Source organism: Hydrogenophaga sp. LT287, assembly GCF_055702805.1.
Genome location: NZ_JBVPZC010000001.1, coordinates 100,906 through 122,490 on the forward strand (window position 1 = coordinate 100,906; position 21,585 = coordinate 122,490).

The 21,585-nt window shown below is 63.0% G+C and carries 17 protein-coding genes and 3 tRNA genes; 12 read left to right on the forward strand and 8 right to left on the reverse strand.

Annotation, left to right across the window (positions count from 1 at the left end):
* Nucleotides 1-3 precede the first annotated feature (3 nt).
* Nucleotides 4-3,486: a transcription-repair coupling factor gene (gene mfd / locus AC0GNR_RS00485; RefSeq protein WP_472899296.1), complete on the reverse strand. Its 3,483-nt coding sequence runs from the start codon at nucleotides 3,484-3,486 to the stop codon at nucleotides 4-6.
* 93 nt (nucleotides 3,487-3,579) lie between these two features.
* On the opposite strand from mfd, the gene ispD reads away from it, so the two are divergent.
* Together ispD and ispF are read left to right on the forward strand one after the other, a co-directional pair.
* On the forward strand, nucleotides 3,580-4,302 hold the full coding sequence (ispD, locus tag AC0GNR_RS00490) for a 2-C-methyl-D-erythritol 4-phosphate cytidylyltransferase (RefSeq protein ID WP_472899057.1): 723 nt from the start codon (nucleotides 3,580-3,582) through the stop codon (nucleotides 4,300-4,302).
* Nucleotides 4,299-4,802: a 2-C-methyl-D-erythritol 2,4-cyclodiphosphate synthase gene (gene ispF / locus AC0GNR_RS00495; RefSeq protein ID WP_472899058.1), complete on the forward strand. Its 504-nt coding sequence runs from the start codon at nucleotides 4,299-4,301 to the stop codon at nucleotides 4,800-4,802. The genes ispD and ispF overlap by 4 nt, the downstream gene beginning before the upstream one ends.
* A gap of 16 nt (nucleotides 4,803-4,818) precedes the next feature.
* Here the strand turns inward: ispF and AC0GNR_RS00500 are convergent, their stop codons facing one another.
* Both AC0GNR_RS00500 and ompR read right to left on the reverse strand, forming a co-directional pair.
* Nucleotides 4,819-6,222, reverse strand: coding sequence for a sensor histidine kinase (locus AC0GNR_RS00500; protein WP_472899059.1), 1,404 nt, complete (start codon nucleotides 6,220-6,222; stop codon nucleotides 4,819-4,821).
* Nucleotides 6,222-6,953, reverse strand: coding sequence for an osmolarity response regulator transcription factor OmpR (gene ompR, locus AC0GNR_RS00505; protein WP_472899060.1), 732 nt, complete (start codon nucleotides 6,951-6,953; stop codon nucleotides 6,222-6,224). Before ompR ends, AC0GNR_RS00500 begins: the two co-directional genes overlap by 1 nt.
* Before the next feature lie 168 nt (nucleotides 6,954-7,121).
* Between ompR and AC0GNR_RS00510 the strand changes: the two genes are divergently transcribed.
* A complete protein-coding gene (locus tag AC0GNR_RS00510; RefSeq protein WP_472899061.1) occupies nucleotides 7,122-7,409 on the forward strand; it encodes a hypothetical protein in 288 nt (95 codons plus the stop codon).
* A 3-nt stretch (nucleotides 7,410-7,412) separates the two neighbouring features.
* Nucleotides 7,413-8,153, forward strand: coding sequence for an SIMPL domain-containing protein (locus AC0GNR_RS00515; protein ID WP_472899062.1), 741 nt, complete (start codon nucleotides 7,413-7,415; stop codon nucleotides 8,151-8,153).
* A gap of 99 nt (nucleotides 8,154-8,252) precedes the next feature.
* Here the strand turns inward: AC0GNR_RS00515 and AC0GNR_RS00520 are convergent, their stop codons facing one another.
* Complete coding sequence (locus AC0GNR_RS00520) at nucleotides 8,253-9,023, reverse strand: 3-hydroxybutyrate dehydrogenase (RefSeq protein WP_472899063.1); 771 nt, start codon at nucleotides 9,021-9,023, stop codon at nucleotides 8,253-8,255.
* A 78-nt stretch (nucleotides 9,024-9,101) separates the two neighbouring features.
* On the opposite strand from AC0GNR_RS00520, the gene AC0GNR_RS00525 reads away from it, so the two are divergent.
* From AC0GNR_RS00525 to rimO, 5 genes are all read left to right on the forward strand, one after another.
* Nucleotides 9,102-10,025: an alpha/beta fold hydrolase gene (locus tag AC0GNR_RS00525; protein ID WP_472899064.1), complete on the forward strand. Its 924-nt coding sequence runs from the start codon at nucleotides 9,102-9,104 to the stop codon at nucleotides 10,023-10,025.
* 21 nt (nucleotides 10,026-10,046) lie between these two features.
* On the forward strand, nucleotides 10,047-12,371 hold the full coding sequence (locus AC0GNR_RS00530; RefSeq protein WP_472899065.1) for a RelA/SpoT family protein: 2,325 nt from the start codon (nucleotides 10,047-10,049) through the stop codon (nucleotides 12,369-12,371).
* A 61-nt stretch (nucleotides 12,372-12,432) separates the two neighbouring features.
* Nucleotides 12,433-12,509, forward strand: a tRNA-Val gene (locus AC0GNR_RS00535).
* Nucleotides 12,510-12,749: 240 nt separating this feature from the next.
* A complete protein-coding gene (phaR, locus tag AC0GNR_RS00540) occupies nucleotides 12,750-13,292 on the forward strand; it encodes a polyhydroxyalkanoate synthesis repressor PhaR (protein WP_472899066.1) in 543 nt (180 codons plus the stop codon).
* A 57-nt stretch (nucleotides 13,293-13,349) separates the two neighbouring features.
* Complete coding sequence (gene rimO / locus AC0GNR_RS00545) at nucleotides 13,350-14,735, forward strand: 30S ribosomal protein S12 methylthiotransferase RimO (protein ID WP_472899067.1); 1,386 nt, start codon at nucleotides 13,350-13,352, stop codon at nucleotides 14,733-14,735.
* 174 nt (nucleotides 14,736-14,909) lie between these two features.
* Here the strand turns inward: rimO and AC0GNR_RS00550 are convergent.
* Together AC0GNR_RS00550 and AC0GNR_RS00555 are read right to left on the reverse strand one after the other, a co-directional pair.
* Nucleotides 14,910-14,994 (reverse strand) — tRNA-Leu (locus AC0GNR_RS00550).
* Between the two features lie 167 nt (nucleotides 14,995-15,161).
* Nucleotides 15,162-15,246, reverse strand: a tRNA-Leu gene (locus AC0GNR_RS00555).
* A gap of 47 nt (nucleotides 15,247-15,293) precedes the next feature.
* On the opposite strand from AC0GNR_RS00555, the gene rnr reads away from it, so the two are divergent.
* The 3 genes from rnr to AC0GNR_RS00570 all read left to right on the forward strand — a co-directional run bounded on the left by rnr (nucleotide 15,294) and on the right by AC0GNR_RS00570 (nucleotide 19,242).
* Nucleotides 15,294-17,588 carry a ribonuclease R gene (gene rnr, locus AC0GNR_RS00560; RefSeq protein WP_472899068.1) on the forward strand — a complete coding sequence of 765 codons (2,295 nt, stop codon included), beginning with the start codon at nucleotides 15,294-15,296 and terminating at the stop codon, nucleotides 17,586-17,588.
* A 16-nt stretch (nucleotides 17,589-17,604) separates the two neighbouring features.
* On the forward strand, nucleotides 17,605-18,585 hold the full coding sequence (locus tag AC0GNR_RS00565) for a gamma-glutamyl-gamma-aminobutyrate hydrolase family protein (RefSeq protein ID WP_472899069.1): 981 nt from the start codon (nucleotides 17,605-17,607) through the stop codon (nucleotides 18,583-18,585).
* 105 nt (nucleotides 18,586-18,690) lie between these two features.
* Nucleotides 18,691-19,242, forward strand: a complete 552-nt coding sequence (locus AC0GNR_RS00570; RefSeq protein WP_472899070.1) for a YggT family protein — start codon at nucleotides 18,691-18,693, stop codon at nucleotides 19,240-19,242.
* 62 nt (nucleotides 19,243-19,304) lie between these two features.
* Here the strand turns inward: AC0GNR_RS00570 and AC0GNR_RS00575 are convergent, their stop codons facing one another.
* Together AC0GNR_RS00575 and lysM are read right to left on the reverse strand one after the other, a co-directional pair.
* A complete protein-coding gene (locus tag AC0GNR_RS00575; protein WP_472899071.1) occupies nucleotides 19,305-20,909 on the reverse strand; it encodes an NAD(P)H-hydrate dehydratase in 1,605 nt (534 codons plus the stop codon).
* Nucleotides 20,910-20,929: 20 nt separating this feature from the next.
* Complete coding sequence (gene lysM / locus AC0GNR_RS00580; RefSeq protein WP_472899072.1) at nucleotides 20,930-21,427, reverse strand: peptidoglycan-binding protein LysM; 498 nt, start codon at nucleotides 21,425-21,427, stop codon at nucleotides 20,930-20,932.
* Nucleotides 21,428-21,585 lie beyond the last annotated feature (158 nt).

Consider the following 21,585-nt stretch of genomic DNA (forward strand, 5'->3'; position numbering starts at 1 on the left):
CGCTCAGGCCATTTCGGGTTTTTTGATGGGTTGGCCCAGGCTGCGCAGCACGTCGCGCACCAATTGCACGCGGTCTTTCACCTCGGGCAGGGCGCGCTCGATGCGCAGCTTTTCGTTGCCCGCCAGTTTGATATGGCGGTTCTTCTGGATCAGTTCGATGATGCGCATGGGCTCCACCGGCGGGTTGGCTTTGAAGGTGATGTTCGTCACGCCGGGCGCGGCGTCCACCTTGATCACGCCGTAGGGCGCGCTCAGCACGCGCAGGCGGTGCACGTCAATCAGCGTTTGCGCCTGCGGAGGTAGTTTGCCAAAGCGGTCCACGATTTCTTCCAGCAGCGCGTCCACCTGGTCGGCGGTTTTGGCGGTGGCCAGCTTTTTGTAAAAACTCAGGCGCAGGTGCACGTCGCCGCAGTAGTCGCTGGGCAGCAGGGCAGGGGCGTGCAGGTTGATGTCGGTGGTGACGCTGAGCGGGCTCAGCAGGTCGGGCTCGCGCCCGGCTTTGAGGCTGGCCACGGCCTCGTTCAGCATCTCGTTGTAGAGCTGAAAGCCCACCTCCAGCATGTTGCCGCTCTGGTTTTCGCCCAGCACCTCGCCGGCGCCGCGAATCTCCAGGTCGTGCATGGCCAGGTAGAAGCCGCTGCCGAGTTCTTCCATCTGCTGGATCGCATCCAACCGCTGCGCGGCCTGCTTGGTCAGGCCCTCAATGTCGGGCACCATGAGGTAGGCGTAGGCCTGGTGGTGGCTGCGGCCCACGCGGCCGCGCAGCTGGTGCAGCTGGGCCAGGCCAAACTTGTCGGCCCGGCTCATGACGATGGTGTTGGCCGTGGGCACGTCGATGCCGGTTTCAATGATGGTTGAACACAGCAGCAGGTTGTAGCGCTGGGCCACAAAGTCGCGCATCACGCGCTCCAGATCGCGCTCGGGCATCTGGCCGTGGGCGATGGCAATGCGCGCTTCCGGCAAGATTTCTTCCAGCTTCTGCTTGCGGTTCTCGATCGTGTCGACCTCGTTGTGCAGGAAGTACACCTGCCCGCCACGCTTGAGCTCGCGCAGCACCGCTTCGCGGATCACGCCGTTGTTTTCGCTGCGCACAAAGGTCTTGATGGCCAGGCGGCGCTGCGGCGCGGTGGCGATGACCGACAGATCGCGCAGGCCTTCCAGCGCCATGCCCAGCGTGCGCGGGATGGGCGTGGCGGTGAGGGTGAGCACGTCCACCTCGGCACGCAGGGCTTTCATCTGCTCTTTGTGGCGCACACCAAAGCGGTGCTCTTCGTCAATGATGAGCAGGCCCAGGTTGTGAAACTTGGTCGATTCGCTCAGCAGCTTGTGTGTGCCCACGACGATGTCCACCGTGCCGTCGGCAATGCCTTTGATGGCGGCGGTGATCTCTTTGCCCGAGCGAAAGCGCGACACCTCGGCCACCTTCACCGGCCATTTGGCAAACCGGTCCACCAGCGTCTGGTAATGCTGCTCGGCCAAGAGCGTGGTGGGCGCCAGAAACGCCACCTGCCGCCCGCCGGTGACGGCCACAAATGCGGCGCGCAGCGCCACCTCGGTCTTGCCAAAGCCCACGTCGCCGCAAACCAGCCGGTCCATGGGGCGCGGGCTGATCATGTCCTGTATGACGGCGTGGATCGCGCCGCGTTGGTCGGCGGTTTCTTCAAAGCCGAAGTCGTTGGCAAAAATTTCGTAGTCCTGTGCCGAGAAGCGGAACGCATGGCCCTGGCGCGCCGCGCGGCGGGCGTAAATGTTGAGCAGCTCGGCAGCGGCGTCGCGCACCTGTTCGGCGGCTTTGCGCTTGGCTTTGTCCCATTGGCCGCTGCCCAGGCGGTGCAGCGGTGCTTCGTCGGCGCTCACGCCGGTGTGGCGGCCAATCAGTTGCAGCTGGCTTACTGGCACATAGAGCACGGCTTTGTCGGCGTATTCCAGGTGCAAAAATTCCATCAGCGCGGGCGAGCCGTCGGGGTTTTTCTCGCCCATGTCCATCTCGACCAGGCCGCGGTAGCGGCCAATGCCGTGGGCGTTGTGCACCACCGGGTCGCCTACGTTGAGCTCGCTCAGGTCCTTGATGAGCGCGTCCACATCGCTGACCTGCTCCTGCTTTTTGCGCCGGCGCGTGGTGGGGCCGGCGGCAAACAGCTCGGTTTCAGTGACGAAGTCGATGCCTTGTTCGAGCGAGCAAAAGCCGACCGTGAGCGCCGCCGTGGCGATGCCCATCTTTTCGTCGCTGGCCTGAAATTCAGCGAGCGAGTCGAACCCGGGCGGGTTGACGCCGCTGGCGCGCAAAAAATCGAGCAGGCTTTCGCGCCGGCCATCGCTCTCGGCCAGCAACAGCACGCGGTGCGCGGTGTTGCGGATGTGGCCTTGCAGCCGTGAGAGCGGGTCTTCGGCCCCGCGCACCACCGACAAGTCGCCCAGCTTCTGCGCGAAGGCGTTGTCGGCCACGTCTTGCAGCGCTGGCCGCAAGGCCAGTTGCGCGTGCGCGTTGGCCTCGGTATAGAACCGTTCGGCCGACAGAAACAGGCTCTCGGGCGGTAGCGCCGGGCGCTCGGGGTCGCCCTTGACGAGGCGGTAGCGGTCTTGTGTGTCTTGCCAGAAGCGCTGGAACGCGGGCTCCAGGTCGCCGTGCAGCACCACGGTGGCCGCTTCACCCAGGTAATCGAACACGGTGGCTGTTTCTTCAAAAAACAGCGGCAGGTAGTACTCAATACCGGCGGTGGCCACGCCGTTGCCCATGTCTTTGTAGATGCGGCTCTTGGTCGGGTCGCCGTCCAGCAGCTCGCGCCAGCGGCTGCGAAATTTGGCGCGGGCCGCGTCGTCCATGGGGAATTCGCGTCCGGGCAGCAGCCGCACCTCGGGCACCGGGTACAGGCTGCGCTGGCTGTCCGGGTCAAACGTGCGGATGCTGTCGATCTCGTCGTCAAACAGGTCCACCCGGTACGGCACCAGCGAGCCCATGGGAAACAGGTCGATCAGACCACCGCGCACCGCGTATTCGCCGGGGCTCACCACCTGCGTCACATGCTGGTAGCCCGCCAGCGTGAGCTGCCCTTTGAGTTTGGCTTCGTCCAGCTTTTGCTTGACCTTGAAGTGAAAGGTGTAGCCGGCCAGAAAGGCCGGCGGCGCCAGCCGGTACAGCGCGGTCGTGGCGGGCACCAGCACCACATCGGCACCGGTTTCCTTGTCGTGCTGGGAAATGCGCCACAACGTGGCCAGGCGCTCCGAAATCAGGTCTTGGTGCGGTGAGAAGCTGTCGTAGGGCAGGGTTTCCCAGTCGGGAAACAGCGCGCAGCGCAAGGCGGGCGCAAAAAACGCCATTTCCTCAATCAACCGCTGGGCATCGGTGGCATCGGCGGTGACGATGGCGGTGAGCCGCCCGGCGGCCTTGTCGCGCGTGGCGATCTGGGCCAGCAAGAGGGCGTCGGCCGAGCCTGTGGGGCGTGGCAGGGTGAAGCGCTTGCCGGGGGTGAGTTTGGGCAGATCCATGGGGGGCTCGGTGGCGGTACCAGACATGACAAACACCCCCAGCCAGCAAAGGCGGGGGGTGAAGAGCCTTGATTTTAGAATGCACGCACTGCCATGCCCGACACCAGCACCCAATCCCCCCAAACCAATGCGCCCCGCTGCTTCGCCTTGCTGCCCTGTGCAGGCTCGGGCTCGCGCGCAGGCACCGCCACGCCCAAGCAATACCAGCCGCTGGCCGGCCTGCCGCTGGTGTTGCACACGCTGGCGGCTCTGCAAGCGGTGCAGCGCGTGTCGCGCTGCCTCGTGGTGGTGGCGCCGGGCGACCGATTCTTGAGCGTGGACCATCCCGACGTGCAGGTGTCGCCCTGCGGCGCCAGCAGCCGCGCGGGCAGCGTCTTCAATGGTTTGCAGGCGCTGCTGGCGCAAGGCGCGGCCCCCGGTGACTGGGTGCTGGTGCACGACGCTGCGCGCTGCCTGGTGACACCGCAGCAGGTGAACGCCTTGCTCGACGCCTGTTGGGACGACCCGGTGGGCGGCCTGTTGGCGCTCAAGCTGCCCGACACGCTGAAAGCGGAGGCCAACGGGCGCGTGGCCGCCACGGTGGACCGCTCAGACAAGTGGTTGGCCCAGACCCCGCAGATGTTTCGTGTGGGCGCCTTGCAGGCGGCCTTGGCCGCCACCGAAGCGCAGGGCTTTGCGGGCGTGACCGACGAAGCCAGCGCCATGGAACTGGCCGGGCACCACCCTCGGCTGGTCCCCGGCAGCGCCCAAAATTTCAAGGTCACCTACCCGGAAGACTTTGCCCTGGCCGAGGCCATTTTGAAAAGCCGCTCATGAACGCTTCTGCATTTCCTTTTCGCGTGGGTGAGGGCTGGGACGTACACGCCCTGGTGCCCGGGCGCCCCCTCATCATCGGCGGTGTGCGCATTCCCTACACCATGGGCCTGCTTGGCCACTCCGACGCCGACGTGCTGCTGCACGCCATCACCGACGCGCTGCTGGGCGCCGCAGGCCTGGGCGACATTGGGCGCCATTTCCCGGACACCGACGAGCGCTTCAAGGGCGCCGATTCCAGCGTGCTGCTCGCCGAGGCGGCGCGGCGCGTTCGGGATGCCGGATTCGACATTGGCAATGTGGACAGCACCGTGATCGCCCAGGCGCCCAAGCTGGCGCCCCACATCGGCGCCATGTGCGAAAGCATCGCCCGCACACTTGGTGTGGCGGTGGTGCAGGTCAATGTGAAGGCCAAAACCGCTGAAAAGCTCGGTCCGGTGGGGCAGGGCCTGTCCATCGAAGCCCGGGCGGCGGTGTTGCTGGCGGTGGTGGCTGGCGGCTGACGGCGCCGCGCACCACTCAGGCGGCCGCTTTCACCAGTTTCATGTGGGCCGCCAGACCGCCGGTGCTGCTGTTGGCCAGCGCAAAACGCCCGCCCATGCGGGCAATGGCTCGGTCCACAATGGCCAGCCCAAGGCCCGTGCCCGTGGCCGATGTGCGCGACACGTCGCCGCGGAAGAAGGGTTGCGTCAGTTGTTCCAGCATCTCGGGCGCCACGCCCTGGCCGTGGTCGCGCAGCTTGACGAGCACAAAGTCGTCTTTCGCCTTGGCGGCGATTTCGACCCGGGCGATACCGGTCTCCGGGTCTTTGCCGTAGCGCTGGGCGTTCTCCAGCAGGTTGGAAAACACGCGCTGCAGCTCCACGGCGTCGCCCATCACGATGGTGTCGGGTGGAATGTTCACGCTGACCCGTGTGTTGGCGTCCGAGCCCAGCGCAAACACCGCTGCGTCCACCACCTGGTTCAGGCTGACCTCCTGGGGCTGTAGGTGGTCGGGGCGGGCGTAGTCCAGAAACTTGTCGATGATGGCGTTGACCTGCTCAATGTCAGCGGCCATGTGCTCGCGTGCCTGCGGGTCGGCCACACTCAGCTCGGTTTCGAGCCGCAGGCGCGCCAAAGGGGTGCGCAAATCGTGCGAAATGCCGGCGAGCATGAGGGCGCGGTCTTGCTCGATCTTGCTCAGGCGCTGAGCCATGCGGTTGAAGCCGATGTTCACCTCGCGTATCTCGCTGGTGGCCACGGCCTCGTTGAGCTGGCTGGCGTTGAAGTCGCCTTCGCGCACACGGCTGGCCGCAAAGGAGAGCTTTTTCAGGGGGTGGTTGATCAGCCGCGCGATCAGTGCTGCACCGGCGAGCGACAGCAGCGCGGCCGTGCCCAGCCAGATCAGCCAGGTGGTGCCCGCCACCGGGCCAATGCGCGAGGGATCGGTCAACAGCCAGTAGGGGTCGCCGTCAATCGTGAAGCCAATCCAGAGACCCGGCGTGCCGTTCACTTCGCGGGCCACCACCGTGTCAGTGCCCAGCCGCAGCCTCAACCGCTCGCTCACGTTGCGGCTCAGTGAGTCCACGTCGTACAAGCGGTAGGTGTCGCTGGGTTCCCGTGGTGCAATGCGCAAACCCTCTTCGTCGGCCAGGGTCTTGACCAGCGAGACACGGGCAATCGAGTCAGAGTGCACCAGCGCCGCACGGCTCAGGTTGACCAACGAGGCCAGCTGCTGCGCGCTTTGCAATGCGCGCGGTTCGTATTCGAGGGCACGAAACGTCTGAAGCCACGCGATGATGCAGCCAACCAGCAGCACGGCCAGAAAGAAAAAGGTTCGCCAGAAGAGGCTCACGCCCCGCCGTGGACGGACCTCCAGCGGCGCTGGCGCGGTTTCCAGCGCCGTGGGTTGGGTTTCAAACGGAACGCGGGACTCGTCGGACATCAGTTGTTTCCGTCCGGCACAAACACGTAACCCACACCCCAAACCGTTTGCAGGTAGCGAGGCGAAGCGGCGTCTTCCTCGATGAGTTTGCGCAGGCGCGACACCTGTACGTCGAGGCTGCGGTCAAACGGCTCGAATTCGCGTCCGCGCGCCAGTTGCGCCAGCTTCTCGCGCGAAAGCGGCTGGCGGGGGTGGCGCACCAGGGCCTTGAGCATGGCGAATTCGCCGGTGGTCAAGGGCAGGTCCACGCCGTCTTTGCGCAGGGTGCGCAGGCTCAGGTCGAATTCAAACGGGCCAAACTTCACCACCTCCTGGTCTTGCGACGGCGCGCCCGGCACCTCGGTGGGGGGGCGGCGGCGCAGCACCGCGTGGATACGCGCCAGCAGCTCCCGCGGGTTGAAGGGTTTGCCCAGGTAGTCGTCGGCGCCCACTTCCAGGCCCACGATGCGGTCCACGTCCTCGCTCTTGGCAGTGAGCATGATGATGGGTGTGCGGTCACCGTTGGCGCGCAGCCGCCGGCAGATGGACAGGCCGTCTTCGCCGGGCATCATCAGGTCGAGCACGATCAGGTCCACGGTGTCGCGTTGCAGCACCCGGTTCAGGGCCTTGCCGTCTTCCGCCAGCATCACCTCGAAACCTTCCTGCATCAGGTAGCGGCGCAACAGGTCACGAATACGAACATCGTCATCGACGACCAGAACCTTGTTGGGACGGGCATTGGTTTGTGACATGGCAACAACTCCGAAAATGTAACAAACGCGATTGTGGCAGCGCCAAGTGCTTGTCAGCACACGTTTTTTATTTTCCTGACACGCTGTTACAGATGTTGCCACCTGGTGCCTGCCACTTCACAGAGCACACATTACACAATGGGTGAAACATGCATACTTGAGCACACCATGAAGCTGAACCTGACGGGCGGAATTTTGTTTTTGATGCTGGGACCAGCGGCTGCTGGCCCGACGGACGACCACAAGCTGCGCGATCCGCTGGAGGCGGCCGCGGTGGTGATGCCCATTTCCATTGACGGCAACGAGTCGCGCACCTTGCACCTGCGAGACGCGCTGCGTCAGCCCTTTGACAGCGTGGACGATCCCTTCAAGCCTTATCGGCTTTCCGCCGAAGAGCGCCAGCGCATGCGCGAACAGCTCCGCAGCCAGTCCTCTCACGCCAACCACAAAAAATAGTCCATGACCCTGACACACCGTTCCACTGCTTTCTTTCCTGTCCAGCGTTCGTTGCTTGTGCTGACCTTGCTGGGCGCGTCAGCCTTGGCCCAGGCACAAACCAGCGCAGTGCCACCACCGGCTAATGTGGTGCAGCTCTCGGCCAGCGGTTTCAAGGAAGTTCAGCAGGACTGGCTTTCGATGAGCCTGAACACGACCAAAGAAGGCCCCGACGCAGGCACCGTGCAAAACCAGCTCAAGGTGGCACTGGATGCGGCACTGGCGGTGGCCAAGTCGGCGGCGGTGCCGCAGCAGCTGGAAGTGCGCACCGGGCAGTTCAGCCTGTATCCCCGCTATAGCAGCAGCGGCAAGATCAATGGCTGGCAAGGCAGCACCGAGTTGGTCCTGGAAGGCCGTGATTTCGCCCGCATCAGCGCCACCGCCGGCAAGATCCAGTCCCTGACCATGGGCAACGTGGGGTTCAGTTTGTCGCGCGAGGCGCAACAGGCGCTGGAATCCGACGTGCAGGCCATGGCCATCGAGCGTTTTCAGCGGCGTGCCACTGAGATTGCCAAAGGCTTTGGATTCACCGCTTACTCGCTGCGGGAAATCGCCGTCAGTTCAGCCGACCAGGGCGGCGGTTATGTGCGCCCGCGGGTGATGGCCATGGAGGCCAAGGCCGCCATGTCAGACGCTCCCATTGCGGTGGAAGCCGGCAAAAGCATGGTCAATGTGACCGTGTCCGGCAGCATCCAGCTGCGCTGACCTGTCCAATACCGCGCCTGCCAACAGGGCGCCCGCGCAGGACAAAAGCAAAAGGCCCGCATTGCGGGCCTTTTGCATGGCGAACCCCAGCGCGGTCAATTACTGCGCGACCCAGCCGCCATCCATGTTCCAGGCCACGCCGCGCACATTGGCTGCGGCAGGTGAGCAGAAAAATACGGCCAGCTCGCCCAGTTCTTCCGGTGTGGTGAACTGCATGGAAGGCTCTTTTTCGCCCAGCAGCACCTTTTTGGCGTCGTCGTTCGACACGCCCAGCGCGGCCGCTTTGGCGTCCACCTGTTTTTGAACCAGGGGCGTCAGCACCCAGCCAGGGCAAATGGCATTGCAGGTGACGCCCGAGGTGGCGTTTTCCAGCGCTGTGACTTTGGTCAGACCGACCACGCCGTGCTTGGCCGCCACGTAGGCCGATTTCTCCGCCGAGCCCACCAGTCCGTGTACCGAGGCCACGTTGATGATGCGTCCCCAGTTGGCTGCTTGCATGGCGGGCAGTGCCAAGCGCGTGGCATGAAAGGCGCTGGTGAGGTTGATGGCGATGATGGCGTCCCAGCGCGCCACGGGAAAGTCTTCAATGCGCGCCACGTGTTGAATGCCGGCGTTGTTCACCAAGATGTCCACCTGGCCAAACTCGGCTGCGGCAAAGGCCATCATGGCCTCAATTTCCTCGGGCTTGCTCATGTCTGCACCGTGATAAGCCACCTTGGCGCCCAGGGCGGCGATCTCGGCCTTGGGGCCTTCCACGTCGCCAAAACCATTCAGAACAATGTTGGCACCCTGGCGCGCCAGCGCCTTGGCAATGCCCAGTCCAATTCCGCTGGTCGATCCGGTGACGAGGGCCGTTTTGTTCGAAAGCATGGCGGGAACTCCAGTTCAATTACGATAGGTTGAAAGACAGTCGAAGCATTATCACGGAGCCCGGGGAAGGATCGATCCATGCAGCAACCTACACGCCACTTTCTGCCCGTCAGCGGCCCCGCCGCGCGCAGCGGTGGCCCCCGCCGCATGGCCTATTGGGATTGGCCAGCGCTGCCTGCGGCAGACCGCCGCCGTGTGGTCCTTTGTGTGCACGGGCTCTCGCGCCAGGGACGCGACTTCGACGCACTGGCGCAGGCGCTGCAGCCGCACACACGGGTGCTGGCCGTGGACGTGGCCGGTCGGGGTGAAAGCGACTGGCTGGCCGATCCCATGGCCTACCAGGTGGGTACTTACGCCGCTGACCTGGCGGCCTTGGTGCTCAAGCTCCGTGCTGAGCAGCCTGAGACGGTGATTGACTGGGTGGGCACCAGCATGGGCGGGCTGATTGGCATGGCGTTGGCGGCGCAGCCAGCGCTGGGTCTGCGCCGGCTGGTGCTGAACGACGTGGGTCCTGTGATCCAGTGGGAAGCGCTGCAGCGCATCGGTGCTTACCTTGGGCTCAATCCATCGTTTGCAACCGAGCAGGAAGCGGTGGACTACTTGGCCTCCATTTCCCCCGGTTTTGGACCGCACACGCCGTCGCAGTGGCTGACGCTCTCGCGTCCCATGCTGCGCGAGCGCCACAGCCGTTGGTGGCTGCATTACGACCCGGCCATCGCCGTGCCGTTCAAGGCGCTGGTGGGCATGGCCGATGAAGCCGCTGCTCGGCAAGCCGTGCGCGACGGCGAAGCCGCGCTTTGGGAGCTTTACGATGCCATCTCGGCACGCACCCTGTTGTTGCGTGGTGCCGAATCGGATCTGCTCACCCGGGATACCGCAGCCCAGATGGCCAGCCGGGGGCCGCGCGCACGCTGTATTGAATTCGCCCACGTGGGCCATGCCCCAACACTCGTGGCCCTCGACCAGATCGCCGCCGTTCAAGAATTTTTGGAGGCGCCCTGACCGGCTGCCTTGTGACCGTCCATGAAGCGTTCTTCTGCCTCTCCACCGCCTGACGCGATGCCACTGCCCTCAGCGCCCTCGGGCCACGCCGTGATGCCCTCGGCCATCGTAGCCGCTACCTCGGACAGCTTGCCGCACCAGGCGCAAGCGTTGTCCCGTGCGCGGGCCTTTGCCGAGCCCTTGCTGGCTTCCGAGCAGCTCGATACGGGCGAAAACATTTTGGCGCACGCCGATGCCGTGGCCGCCATCCTGAATGACATTGGCGGCTCTGAAGCCATGCAGGCAGCTTCCTATCTGGTCTACGCCTGCCAGCACCTGAACCGCCCACAAGAAGTGATTGCCAAGGCCTTTGGTGACAACTTTGCGGCCCTGGCGGTTGAAACCACCAAACTGGTCCAGTTGCAGCGGCAGGCCAGGGTGAAAACCGCCCAGGTGCAAGCCAAGAAAGAAGAGGAACGACAGGCGGCACAAGACCAGGCGCTGCCTATCGTGTCGCCTGGCAAAACCCCGGTGTCCGAGCTGGCGGCCAGCCAGACCGAAAACGTGCGCAAGATGCTGCTGGCTTTCTCGCGCGACCTGCGCGTGGTCATGTTGCGCCTGGCCTCCCGGCTCCAAACGCTGCGTTACTTTGCCGCGAGCAAAGGCGACCCGGGCGAGGCCATGGCCAGCGAGTCGTTGCATGTGTTCGCGCCGCTGGCCAATCGACTGGGCATTTGGCAGATCAAGTGGGAAATGGAAGACCTGGCCTTCCGTTTTCTGGAACCCCAAACCTACAAGCAGGTTGCCCGCCTGCTGGACGAAAAGCGTGCCGAGCGCGAAACGCACGTCGAGCAGGTGCGCCTGCAACTGGAGCAAGACTTGCTGCAGCAAGGCGTCACAGCATCTGTGCAGGGTCGGCCCAAACACATTTACAGCATCGTGAAGAAGATGCGGGGCAAGTCGCTCGATTTTGACCGGGTGTTTGACATCCGCGCCCTGCGCGTGGTGGTGCCGCACGTGGACGACTGCTACGCGGTACTGGCCTTGGTTCACGCCCAGTTCACGCCAGTCACGGAGGAATTTGACGACTACATCGCCAAGCCCAAACCCAATGGCTACCAGTCGCTGCATACCGTGGTGCGCGATGACCAGGGCCGGGCGTTTGAGATCCAGATTCGCACCCAGGCCATGCACGACCATGCCGAACACGGTGTGGCCGCCCACTGGGCCTACAAAGAGGCGGGCTCCAAGGGCTACGCTGGCGTGTCGGCCAGCTCCGAATACGACGCCAAAATTGCGGTGCTGCGCCAGCTGCTGGCCTGGGAGCGCGACCTGAGCGGGACCGGGCAGGGTTTGTTTGACGACCGCATCTACGTCCTCACGCCCGACGCCGCGATCGTCGAGCTGCCGCAGGGAGCCACCGCGGTGGACTTTGCTTACACCGTGCACACCAGCCTCGGGCACCGCTGCCGGGGCGCCCGGGTTGACGGCGCTATGGTCACGCTGAACACGCCGTTGCAAAACGGGCAGACCGTGGAGATCACGGCAGCGAAAGAGGGCGGCCCTTCGCGCGACTGGCTCAACGCCGATCTTGGCTACCTGGTCAGCCACAGGGCCAAAAGCAAGGTGCGGGCCTGGTTCAACGCGCAGGCCATGGAGGAAACCGTCGCCCGTGGACGCGAGGCCGTGGAAAAGCTGTTGCAGCGCGAGGGCAAAACCGCGCTGAAGCTGGACGATCTTGCCGTCTCCATGGGGCTCACATCGGCTCAGGAGTTGTTTGAGCAAGTCGGCAAAGACGAGCTGTCTGTGCGCGCCATCGAGACCCATCTGCGCCCAGCCGAACCCGCCGCGGCATTGGAAGAGGTGCCTCCCTGGCTGAAGAAGCCGCGCAAACAGCCCAGCCGCTCACCCGGTGGTGTGCTGGTGGTGGGGGTGGACTCGCTCATGACGCAATTGGCCAAGTGCTGCAAACCGGCACCACCCGACGACATCGGCGGCTTCGTGACGCGTGGCAAAGGGGTCAGCATTCACCGGGCCGATTGCACCGATTTCGCGCACTTGCAGCGCAAATCGCCTGACCGAGTGATCGACGTGCAATGGGGCGGATCTGGCAGCACCAGCCGTGGTGAGGGCGCTTATTACCCGGTTGATGTCGCGGTAGAAGCGCTGGACCGTCAAGGCCTGCTGCGCGACATTTCCGATGTGTTCGCCCGCGAAAAAATGAATGTGATTGGTGTGCAGACCCAATCGGTCAAGGGGATCGCCTGGATGACCTTCACCATTGAAGTGGCAGACGCGCGCCAAGTGGCTCGGGCCATGTCGGTGGTGGGCGACGTGCCTGGCGTTCGGGTGGTTCGGCGCAAATGAAGTTGCCGTCTTGAGAAGACGATCGAAACACTGCTATAATTTGAGACTTCGAACGGTTTGTAGGCGCGTAGCTCAGCTGGTTAGAGCACCACCTTGACATGGTGGGGGTCGTTGGTTCGAGTCCAATCGCGCCTACCAAAATGCCCTTGTAATTCATTGAGTTACAAGGGCATTTTGCTTTCTGGGGTTTGGCTAAATCCCCGGTGCTGTTTTTTCACGCGCGATCTGACGTTGTACAGCGCTGAGTGCATGGCCAGCCGGCCCGTTCTCCGGCATCGGGAAAACCCATGAAGCGGTTGTCAGCTTCGGTTTTTAGAATGTGCCGTATCCTTTGCCCCGTCGACGGGCTCTGAACCGTCCCATTCTGAAAGATTTTTCGTGCAAAAAAACAAGGCCGAGGCCGGCTCTTCTCCTGCAGGCGTGGTGCGGGTGATCAAAAAATACCCGAACCGCCGTCTGTACGACACCGACACCTCGTCCTACATCACCTTGGCCGAGGTCAAGTCGTTGGTCATGGACAACGAGCTCTTTGTGGTGCGCGATGCCAAGACCAACGATGACCTGACGCGCAGCATCCTGTTGCAGATCATTCTGGAAGAGGAAACCGCAGGCGTGCCGATCTTTACCGAGCAGGTGCTGGCCAACATCATTCGCTTCTATGGTCATGCCATGCAAGACTTCATGGGGGCGTATCTGGAGAAAAACGTCCAGATATTCATGGACCTGCAGCACAAGATGACCGAGCAGTCCAGCGGCTTGAACCCGGAAGCCTGGAAGCAGTTCATGAATGTGCAGTCGCCCATGATGCAGGGGATGATGGGTACTTACATGGAGCAGTCGCGCACCGCTTTCACGCAAATGCAGGAGCAGATGCAAAAGAACAGCGAACAAATGATGGCTGCCCTGGGTTTGAAGCGGTAGATGGCCGCTGCGCCCTGGCGGCGTGTGCGGTTGCGGGCAGTCTGAGACAATTGGTCCATGAATGAAACTGTTGCCACACCGGGCGCTGCCGCGCCGAAAGTCGGTTTTGTCAGTCTGGGCTGCCCCAAAGCGCTGACCGACTCCGAACTCATCCTGACCCAGCTGAGCGCTGAGGGCTATCAAACCTCCAAAACGTTTGCCGGCGCCGATCTGGTGATCGTCAACACGTGTGGCTTCATTGACGATGCTGTCCGCGAAAGTCTGGACACCATTGGCGAGGCCCTGGCCGAAAATGGCAAGGTGATCGTGACGGGTTGTCTGGGTGCCCGCACCGGCGACGACGGCGATAACCTGGTGCGCAAAATGCACCCCAGTGTGTTGGCCGTCACGGGTCCGCACGCCACGCACGAGGTCATGACGGCGGTGCACCTGCACCTGCCCAAGCCGCATGATCCGTTTGTGGACCTGGTTCCGGCCCAGGGTATCAAGCTGACGCCGCGCCACTACGCCTATTTGAAGATCAGCGAGGGCTGTAACCACCGCTGCACTTTTTGCATCATCCCGTCCATGCGGGGTGATTTGGTGAGTCGGCCCGTTGGCGATGTGCTGACCGAGGCGCGCAAGCTCTTTGAAGCGGGCGTCAAAGAGTTGCTGGTGGTCAGTCAGGACACGTCTGCTTATGGCGTGGACATGCAATACCGCACCGGTTTTTGGGATGGAAAACCGGTCAAAACGCGCATGCTGGACTTGGTGCGTTCCCTGGGCGAGTTGGCCAAGGGCTATGGTGCCTGGGTGCGCTTGCATTACGTGTATCCCTACCCGCATGTGGACGAGATCATTCCGCTCATGGCGGAAGGTTTGTGCCTGCCGTATCTGGATGTGCCCTTGCAACACAGCCACCCCGATGTGCTCAAGCGCATGAAGCGGCCGGCCAGTGGCGAGAAGAACCTGGAGCGCATTGCACGTTGGCGAGAGTTGTGTCCTGAAATCGTGGTTCGCAGCACGTTCATCGCGGGTTTTCCCGGCGAGACCGAGGCGGAGTTTCAACACCTGCTTGATTTTGTGCAGGAGGCGCAGATTGACCGTGCAGGCTGCTTCGCTTTCTCTCCGGTACAGGGGGCTGCCGCCAATGCCTTGGACAACCCGGTTCCCAGCGAAGTCCGTGAAGAGCGCCGAGCACGTTTCATGGCGGTGGCAGAAGCGGTGTCGGCAGAAAAATTGCGTCAGCGCGTGGGCGCGACCATGCAAGTGCTGGTGGATTCGGCCCCAGGTCTGGGTAAAAAAGGTGGCGTGGGCCGCAGTTATGCCGATGCCCCTGAAATTGACGGCCTGGTGCGTTTGCTGCCGCCAGAGAAAATCAGCAAGACGCTGAAAGTAGGGGAGTTCACCAAGGCGCGCATCGTGGCTGCCGAGGGCCATGATCTGCTGGCGGTACCGTTCTGATTGGGGGCTTTGCGCGCTTCACCGGTGTTCTGATGGCTGGCCGTCAGGACACCGCCCTTTATGACGTTTTGCCTTCGACGAGGCAGCCAGATGTCAGGGTTGCTCGGGTTGCTTCATGCCGTTTGCCCAAAGAAAAAGGGCTTGCCAACACGTGTCAGCAAGCCCTCAAATCTTTGGTGCCCAAGAGAGGACTCGAACCTCCACGCCTCTCAGCGCTAGTACCTGAAACTAGTGCGTCTACCAATTCCGCCACCTGGGCATCTCAGGAAGTCTCGAATTATACGGTGATTTTTCCTGTTTTCGAAAGGGTGCTGCAGATTTGGGTGCTTGCACACGTCGCTACACGCTTATTGAGCATTCAGGTTGTTTCGCGAGTGCAAAAGAAAAAGGCTTGCCAACTTTTACGTCGGCAAGCCTTTATGATTATGGTGCCCAAGAGAGGACTCGAACCTCCACGCCTCTCGGCGCTAGTACCTGAAACTAGTGCGTCTACCAATTCCGCCACCTGGGCATCTCAGGAAACCGCTAGTATAGCATTTAAATATTTCCAAAAAAATAGTGAACGAAAAGAACAGCCTGTTGGCCGAATTTGAAGGTGTGGTTTCTGGGCATCGCGATGGACACGGTTTCGTTGTCCGAGACGATGGGCAGGCCGACATCTACCTTCCCTCCAACGAAATGCGTGCCGTCCTGCACAAGGACCGCGTCAAGGCGCGCATCGTGCGCCTTGATCGCAAGGGCCGCCCCGAGGGTCGAGTGACCGAGATTGTTGAACGCTCTAACTCTCCCATCATCGGCCGTCTGTTGCAAGAAAGCGGCGTCTGGCTGGTGGCGCCTGAAGACAAGCGTTACGGCCAGGACGTTTTGATCCCAAAAGGGGCGATTGGCTCTGCCCATGCTGGTCAGGTCGTCGTGGTCGAACTGACCGAACCACCCGCGCTCTATGGGCAGCCGGTGGGTCGCGTGAAAGAAGTGCTCGGTGACATCGACGACCCGGGCATGGAAATTGAAATCGCGGTGCGCAAATACGACGTGCCCCATGAGTTTTCCGACGCCGCGCTCGCCCAGGCGCGCAGCTTGCCCGACCACGTGCGTGCTGCGGACCACTTGCACCGTGTTGATCTGCGCGACGTGCCCCTGGTGACCATCGACGGCGAGGATGCGCGCGACTTTGACGATGCTGTGTACTGCGAACCGGCCAAAGTGGGGCGTGGCAAAGGATGGCGTTTGCTGGTGGCGATTGCGGATGTGAGCCATTACGTGGAAACCGGGTCGGCGATCGACGTGGACGCCTACGACCGTGCTACTTCCGTTTACTTCCCGCGCCGCGTGATCCCCATGCTGCCCGAGAAGCTGTCCAACGGTCTGTGTTCATTGAACCCGGGCGTTGAGCGGCTTTGCATGGTGTGCGACATGCTGGTGAACGCCAAAGGCGAAATCCACGCGTACCAGTTTTATCCGGCTGTGATGTTCAGTCATGCCCGGTTCACCTACACCGAGGTGGCCGCTATTTTGCAAAACACCCGGGGGCCGGAGGCGGCTCAGCGCAAGGCGCTGGTGCCGTACCTGGTGAATCTGCACGATGTCTACCGTGCCTTGTTGGTGGCGCGCCAGGTGCGTGGTGCGGTGGACTTCGAAACGGTGGAAACCCAGATCGTGTGTGACGATTCGGGCCGCATTGAAAAGATCATCCCGCGCACCCGCAACGATGCCCACAAGCTGATTGAAGAAGCCATGCTGGCGGCCAACGTGTGTTCGGCCGACTTCATTGGCGAGGGCAAGCACACCGGACTCTTCCGGGTGCACGAAGGTCCCACGCCCGAGAAGCAGGACATTCTGCGCAACTATCTTAAGGCGATGGGTGTAACGCAGACCATCAGCGACAACCCGCACCCGTCGGAGTTTCAGAAGATCGCGAGTGCCACCAAAGACCGCCCCGAGTCTCAGCAGATTCACACCATGTTGCTGCGTTCCATGCAGCAGGCCATCTACACGCCGCTCAACCAGGGCCACTTTGGCTTGGCCTTTGACGCGTACACCCACTTCACCAGCCCGATCCGGCGCTATCCTGACTTGTTGGTGCACCGCGTCATCAAGGCCATCTTGGCGGGTAAGCGCTACCAGTTGCCGGTGTTGCCGACCCCGGGTGAAGCTCATGCCAAGTTGAGCAAGCGCCTGGCCAGCCGTGTCAAGCCGCCGGTGGCGGGCGAGCCGGTGAAAAAGCCTTCGGTCGATACGCTGGCGTGGCAAGCAGCCGGGTTGCATTGCAGCGCAAACGAACGCCGTGCAGACGAGGCCAGCCGCGATGTGGAAGCCTGGCTCAAGTGCAAGTACATGCGCGAGCATCTGGGCGAAGAGTTCAGCGGCGTGGTGACGTCGGTGACGAGCTTCGGCCTGTTTGTCACGCTGGACGTGATGTATGTCGAAGGCTTGGTGCACATCACCGAGCTCGGTGGTGAGTACTTCCGGTTCGACGAAGCGCGCCAGGAGTTGCGTGGGGAACGCACTGGTATCCGCTATGCACTGGGTTCGCGGGTGCAGGTGCAGGTCAGCCGCGTGGATTTGGATGGGCGCCGTATCGACTTCCGTTTGGTCACCGACAACGACGACGTGGTGTTGCGTGCCCTGCGCGACAAGACCGGACAGTCCGACGCGGGCGAGCCGGGTGCAGGCCGCTCAAGCAAGCCCCGCCGTGGTGGCAACAACGAATCTACTGCGCCAGGGCGAACAGGTGCCGCCAAATTGCCTCCCGCCTTGGAGGTGAAAGCTTCGGTGCGCAAAGCGGCGGGCAAAAAAGCGGAACGCAGCGGCTCCCGGTCGGCGTCTGGCAAGCCCCGCAAGAGCCGCCGCTAGGTGCCCGGCGAGAAGCATGGAAAGCGTCACCACACCGCCTCGCAAGCGCCGCATTTCCAAGGACGACAAGGCGGCCGGAGCACCCAGCGCATCCGTGGGGCTTGATCCACCGGCTGCGGCACCGCGCCGCAAAAAGACCCAAGCGCTCACCGAGCGCCCGCTGCGCATAGGGGTGTCGGCACGCCTGCTGTATCAGGTGCCGTCGGAGCTCGGTTTTCGCAACAAGAGCTTGCAATACATCGAGCAATCCTTGGCCCACTGGATCATGGAACATGGCGCCGTCGCGTTCATGGTGCCCGCCGTCGCACACGACAGCAAACACGCGGCGCGACACCTCAAGGTCGACCATGTGGTGCAGGAGCTGGATGCACTGGTGCTTCAAGGCGGTGCGGATGTGGCGCCGCAGACCTACGGCGAGACGCCGATTGACCCGCGCTGGCAGGGCGACGTGGTGCGCGACCGATACGAACTGAGCCTGCTGCGCGCCTTTCTCGCGCAAAAAAAGCCCGTGCTGGGCGTGTGCCGTGGGGCGCAGTTGCTGAATGTGGCGTTTGGTGGCACCTTGTACCAGGACATCGCGACCCAGTGCCTCGCAGCGCATCCGCATGTGGACACCGAGCTGTACGATCAGTTGGAGCACGATGTGACGTTTCTGCAAGGCAGCGCACTGACGGCGTTGTACCCCACCTCGTCGCAGTTGCGCGTTACCAGCATCCACCACCAGGCGGTTGCTGTCTTGGGAAAAGGTGTGGAGGTAGAAGCCGTTTCCACGCTGGATGGGCTGGTGGAAGCCATACGCTGGACCGGTGATGCCTATGCACGGGGCGTGCAATGGCACCCGGAGTTTCACCACGACCGACATGCGCTGGCCGACAGTTCGCCCATCATGCTGGACTTTCTTCAGGCTTCGCGGGCCGCGGCCCTGGAGCGTTTGGCCGCAGGGCTGGAGCCCGATCCCCGGGTGCCCCGGGCACCCTTGCTGCTGGTGGGGGCCTAAATACCCGTTTTCTGCCCTGAAGCGCACCCTCTAAACTCGGGGTGGTCTGTTCGCTGGCGCGCTCAAGCGCCAGATGTCCTTTTTTGAATCCCCACAGGAACCTGCATGCGCGTTGTTTTTTTCCTGCTCGATACCTTCTTTTTTTTCCTGGTCGCGGCGGCGCTGTTGCGTGCCTGGATGAACCACCATCGCATCCACATGTCGGCCCAGCCGGGTCGTCTGGTGATTGCTGTGACCGATTGGCTGGTCGCGCCAGTGCGCCGTATTCTGCCGCGCAGCCTGGCACAAAGCCGCATGGACTGGGGCAGCCTGATGGCTGCGGTGCTGTTTGCCCTGGCTTACGGCGGCTTGTGGTTGATGCTGGCCGCCACACTCACGCCGGTAGAGGCTTCGCCAGCCGCGATGCTGCTGGCCATTCCCACCCTGGCGATCAAACTTCTGCTGCGCACCTTGCTGCAGGGTCTGATGATGCTCTTGCTGGCCTACGCCGTGTTGTCGTGGGTGCAGCCGCACTCGCCGGTGCTGGGCACTTTGGACCGTCTTTGTGCGCCCGTGCTGCGGCCGGTGCGCCGCATCGTGCCCACGGTGGGCGGGGTGGACCTGTCCGTGCTGGTGTTGATCATCGTCATGCAGGTCGGCTTGATGTTGCTCGGCTGAGCCAGATACCCAAGCCCATAAGGCTCGCAAACGCTTGCCCGGCCTGAGCGAACAGATGGCGGTTACCCGATCGGGTGCACCCGGTCAGCCAGCCGGCTGGCTGTGAGTGTCTTTATGACGCCCCCTTCAGCGCCCAAAAAATCTGTGGCCACAGGCCATTGGTCCGCCAGCCAGCCGTGCTGAAACACCGCGTGGGCCAGTCGCTCGTGCTGTTGCTCGGGTGTCAATCCGGGCTGTGCCAGGGCACTGCCCAGCATACCTGCGAGCACATCACCCGTGCCGGCAGTGGCCAGCCCTGCGTTGCCCGTGGGGTTGATCCGCGGAATCTGCTTCGGCGCGGTGATGACGGTGCCTGAGCCTTTGAGCACGCACACGGCGTTGAAGCGCTCGCTCAGGGTCTGGGCTGCAGTCAGGCGGTCCGCCATCACGTCCGCGGTGCTGCAGCACAGCAGCCGTGCAGCTTCCAGTGGGTGTGGTGTGAGGACGGTGGACCAGCCTCGATCACTGCGTTCGCTCAGCAGCGCCTGAAGCGTTGTGTCGTTGGCGACGGCATTCAATGCATCAGCATCGAGCACGAGGGTGTGGGCGCCAGAAAGAATATGGGGCAATACCGTGGCCACGGATGACCCACCGCCGCACCCGCAAACCACAGACGCATGGGTCAGCAAGGGGCTGTCCAGCAGCGTCTTGACGTTGCGAAACATCAACTCGGGACTCGAAGGGTCCCAACGCACGGCGTTTGTTGCCGCGGGCGGGTGGGCTTCCAGCAGTCCCACATACACGCGGCCGGCACCTGCGTGCAGGGCCGCGCGAGCAGCCAATACGGCGGCTCCGGTCATGCCCGATCCGTGGGCTGCAATGTCTTGTCCGCCCACGACCACCACGTCACCGAAGCTCCCTTTGTGGCTTGCGTGCGATCGTTTTGACTGGAGTCGCGCAGGGTCTGCCCAGCCGTTGAGACGTGCGCAAGGTGGGTGGTGATCCGATGACGTGACCTGCAAATCATCAAACCAGACCCGACCAGCAGCATCCCGTCCATCGGCGGTGAACAGGCCGGGTTTTAGCGCGAGCAGCGCCAGCGTGTGGCGGCTGCCAGCCGCTCCCAGGACTGCACGGCTCAATGGCATCCAGGTGCCGGTGTCGGCGTTCAGGCCGCTGGGGACATCCACGCAGAGCACTGTTTTTGGGGTGCCGCGCAAAAGCTCTACCCATCGCTCAGCCAGTCCCTCGGGCGCCCGTGAAAGACCGATGCCGAATACCGCGTCAATCGCGAGGTCGTAATCTTCGGGCGGATGCGCGGCAAAGCACACGCCAGCGGCTTGCGCCTGGCGCAGGGCTTGTGCGGCGTCTGGAGGTAGCGATCGGTCTTTGGAGGATGGGCCAGCCCAGTGGGTGACCACCACCCGTGTCGAGCTGCCGCTCGACCGCGCCCATTGGTGCAGGTGGGTTGCCGCAATCAAGCCGTCGCCACCGTTGTTGCCCGGTCCGCAGGCGACCCAGATGCAGCGGGCGTGGGGTTCCAGTGCGCACGCCAGCCGCGCCACGGCCAAGCCCGCGCGGGCCATCAACTGGTGCGGAGGCAGGCGCGCGGCTACCTGTAGCTCCATAGCCCGGGTGGCCTCAACGCTGTAAAGCGCGTCGGTGCAGGCCGCGTTAACCGGTCGCATGTGCGTAACTGAGCCTGTGATCAGGCCGCCGGAATACGCAGCACCTGGCCAGGGTAAATCTTGTCGGGGTGGGTCAACATGGGCTTGTTGGCCTCAAAAATCTGAGGGTATTTGTTGGGCGTGCCGTAAAAGGCTTTGCTGATCTTGGACAAGTTGTCGCCCTTGACCACGGTGTACATCTGCGACTCGGGTTCTGGGGTGGCCACGGTCATCAAGTCGTTGACCTGGGTGACGCTGGCGACGTTGCCGCAGCACAGCACCACTTTTTCACGCGTGGCCTGATCGGGCGCGATGCCGGCTACCGTGACCGTTGCGCTGGCGGGGTCAAAGCCAACGTCGAGCGCCTCGATCTTCAACCCCATGCTGTTGATGTACGTGGCGATGGCCTGGGCGGCCGTCTGGCCTAGCGCGGCAATCTGCTCTGGGCTGGGCGCCGTGGCGGCGGGTGCAGCGGCCTCCGCTTTGCCAATGCCGAAGAGTTTTTCGCCGGCTTCCTTGATAAAACTGAACATGCCCATGGTGTTGCTCCTTGTGTTGGCTGTGGAAATTGAAGAAACACATCGTGCTGCCTGACGCGACCCCGGTCAAGCCGGTGTGTGTCATTTCGCGCCCATCATGTGCCTTGTGTGTTCACTGCTGCGCAGTCCGCCATGCGCATGAGGGCATTTCACCACGG

Bases quoted from the DNA above. Each gene is read 5' to 3' on its own strand.
- AC0GNR_RS00570 (WP_472899070.1), top strand. From the start codon at position 18,691: ATGCGCGTTGTTTTTTTCCTGCTCGATACCTTCTTTTTTTTCCTGGTC.
- ispD (WP_472899057.1), top strand. From the start codon at position 3,580: ATGCCCGACACCAGCACCCAATCCCCCCAAACCAATGCGCCCCGCTGC.
- lysM (WP_472899072.1), bottom strand. From the start codon at position 21,427: ATGGGCATGTTCAGTTTTATCAAGGAAGCCGGCGAAAAACTCTTCGGC.
- AC0GNR_RS00520 (WP_472899063.1), bottom strand. From the start codon at position 9,023: ATGCTTTCGAACAAAACGGCCCTCGTCACCGGATCGACCAGCGGAATT.
- AC0GNR_RS00515 (WP_472899062.1), top strand. From the start codon at position 7,413: ATGACCCTGACACACCGTTCCACTGCTTTCTTTCCTGTCCAGCGTTCG.
- AC0GNR_RS00510 (WP_472899061.1), top strand. From the start codon at position 7,122: ATGAAGCTGAACCTGACGGGCGGAATTTTGTTTTTGATGCTGGGACCA.
- AC0GNR_RS00575 (WP_472899071.1), bottom strand. From the start codon at position 20,909: ATGCGACCGGTTAACGCGGCCTGCACCGACGCGCTTTACAGCGTTGAG.
- AC0GNR_RS00525 (WP_472899064.1), top strand. From the start codon at position 9,102: ATGCAGCAACCTACACGCCACTTTCTGCCCGTCAGCGGCCCCGCCGCG.
- AC0GNR_RS00565 (WP_472899069.1), top strand. From the start codon at position 17,605: ATGGAAAGCGTCACCACACCGCCTCGCAAGCGCCGCATTTCCAAGGAC.
- ispF (WP_472899058.1), top strand. From the start codon at position 4,299: ATGAACGCTTCTGCATTTCCTTTTCGCGTGGGTGAGGGCTGGGACGTA.
- AC0GNR_RS00500 (WP_472899059.1), bottom strand. From the start codon at position 6,222: ATGTCCGACGAGTCCCGCGTTCCGTTTGAAACCCAACCCACGGCGCTG.
- mfd (WP_472899296.1), bottom strand. From the start codon at position 3,486: ATGGATCTGCCCAAACTCACCCCCGGCAAGCGCTTCACCCTGCCACGC.
- ompR (WP_472899060.1), bottom strand. From the start codon at position 6,953: ATGTCACAAACCAATGCCCGTCCCAACAAGGTTCTGGTCGTCGATGAC.
- rimO (WP_472899067.1), top strand. From the start codon at position 13,350: ATGAATGAAACTGTTGCCACACCGGGCGCTGCCGCGCCGAAAGTCGGT.
- AC0GNR_RS00530 (WP_472899065.1), top strand. From the start codon at position 10,047: ATGAAGCGTTCTTCTGCCTCTCCACCGCCTGACGCGATGCCACTGCCC.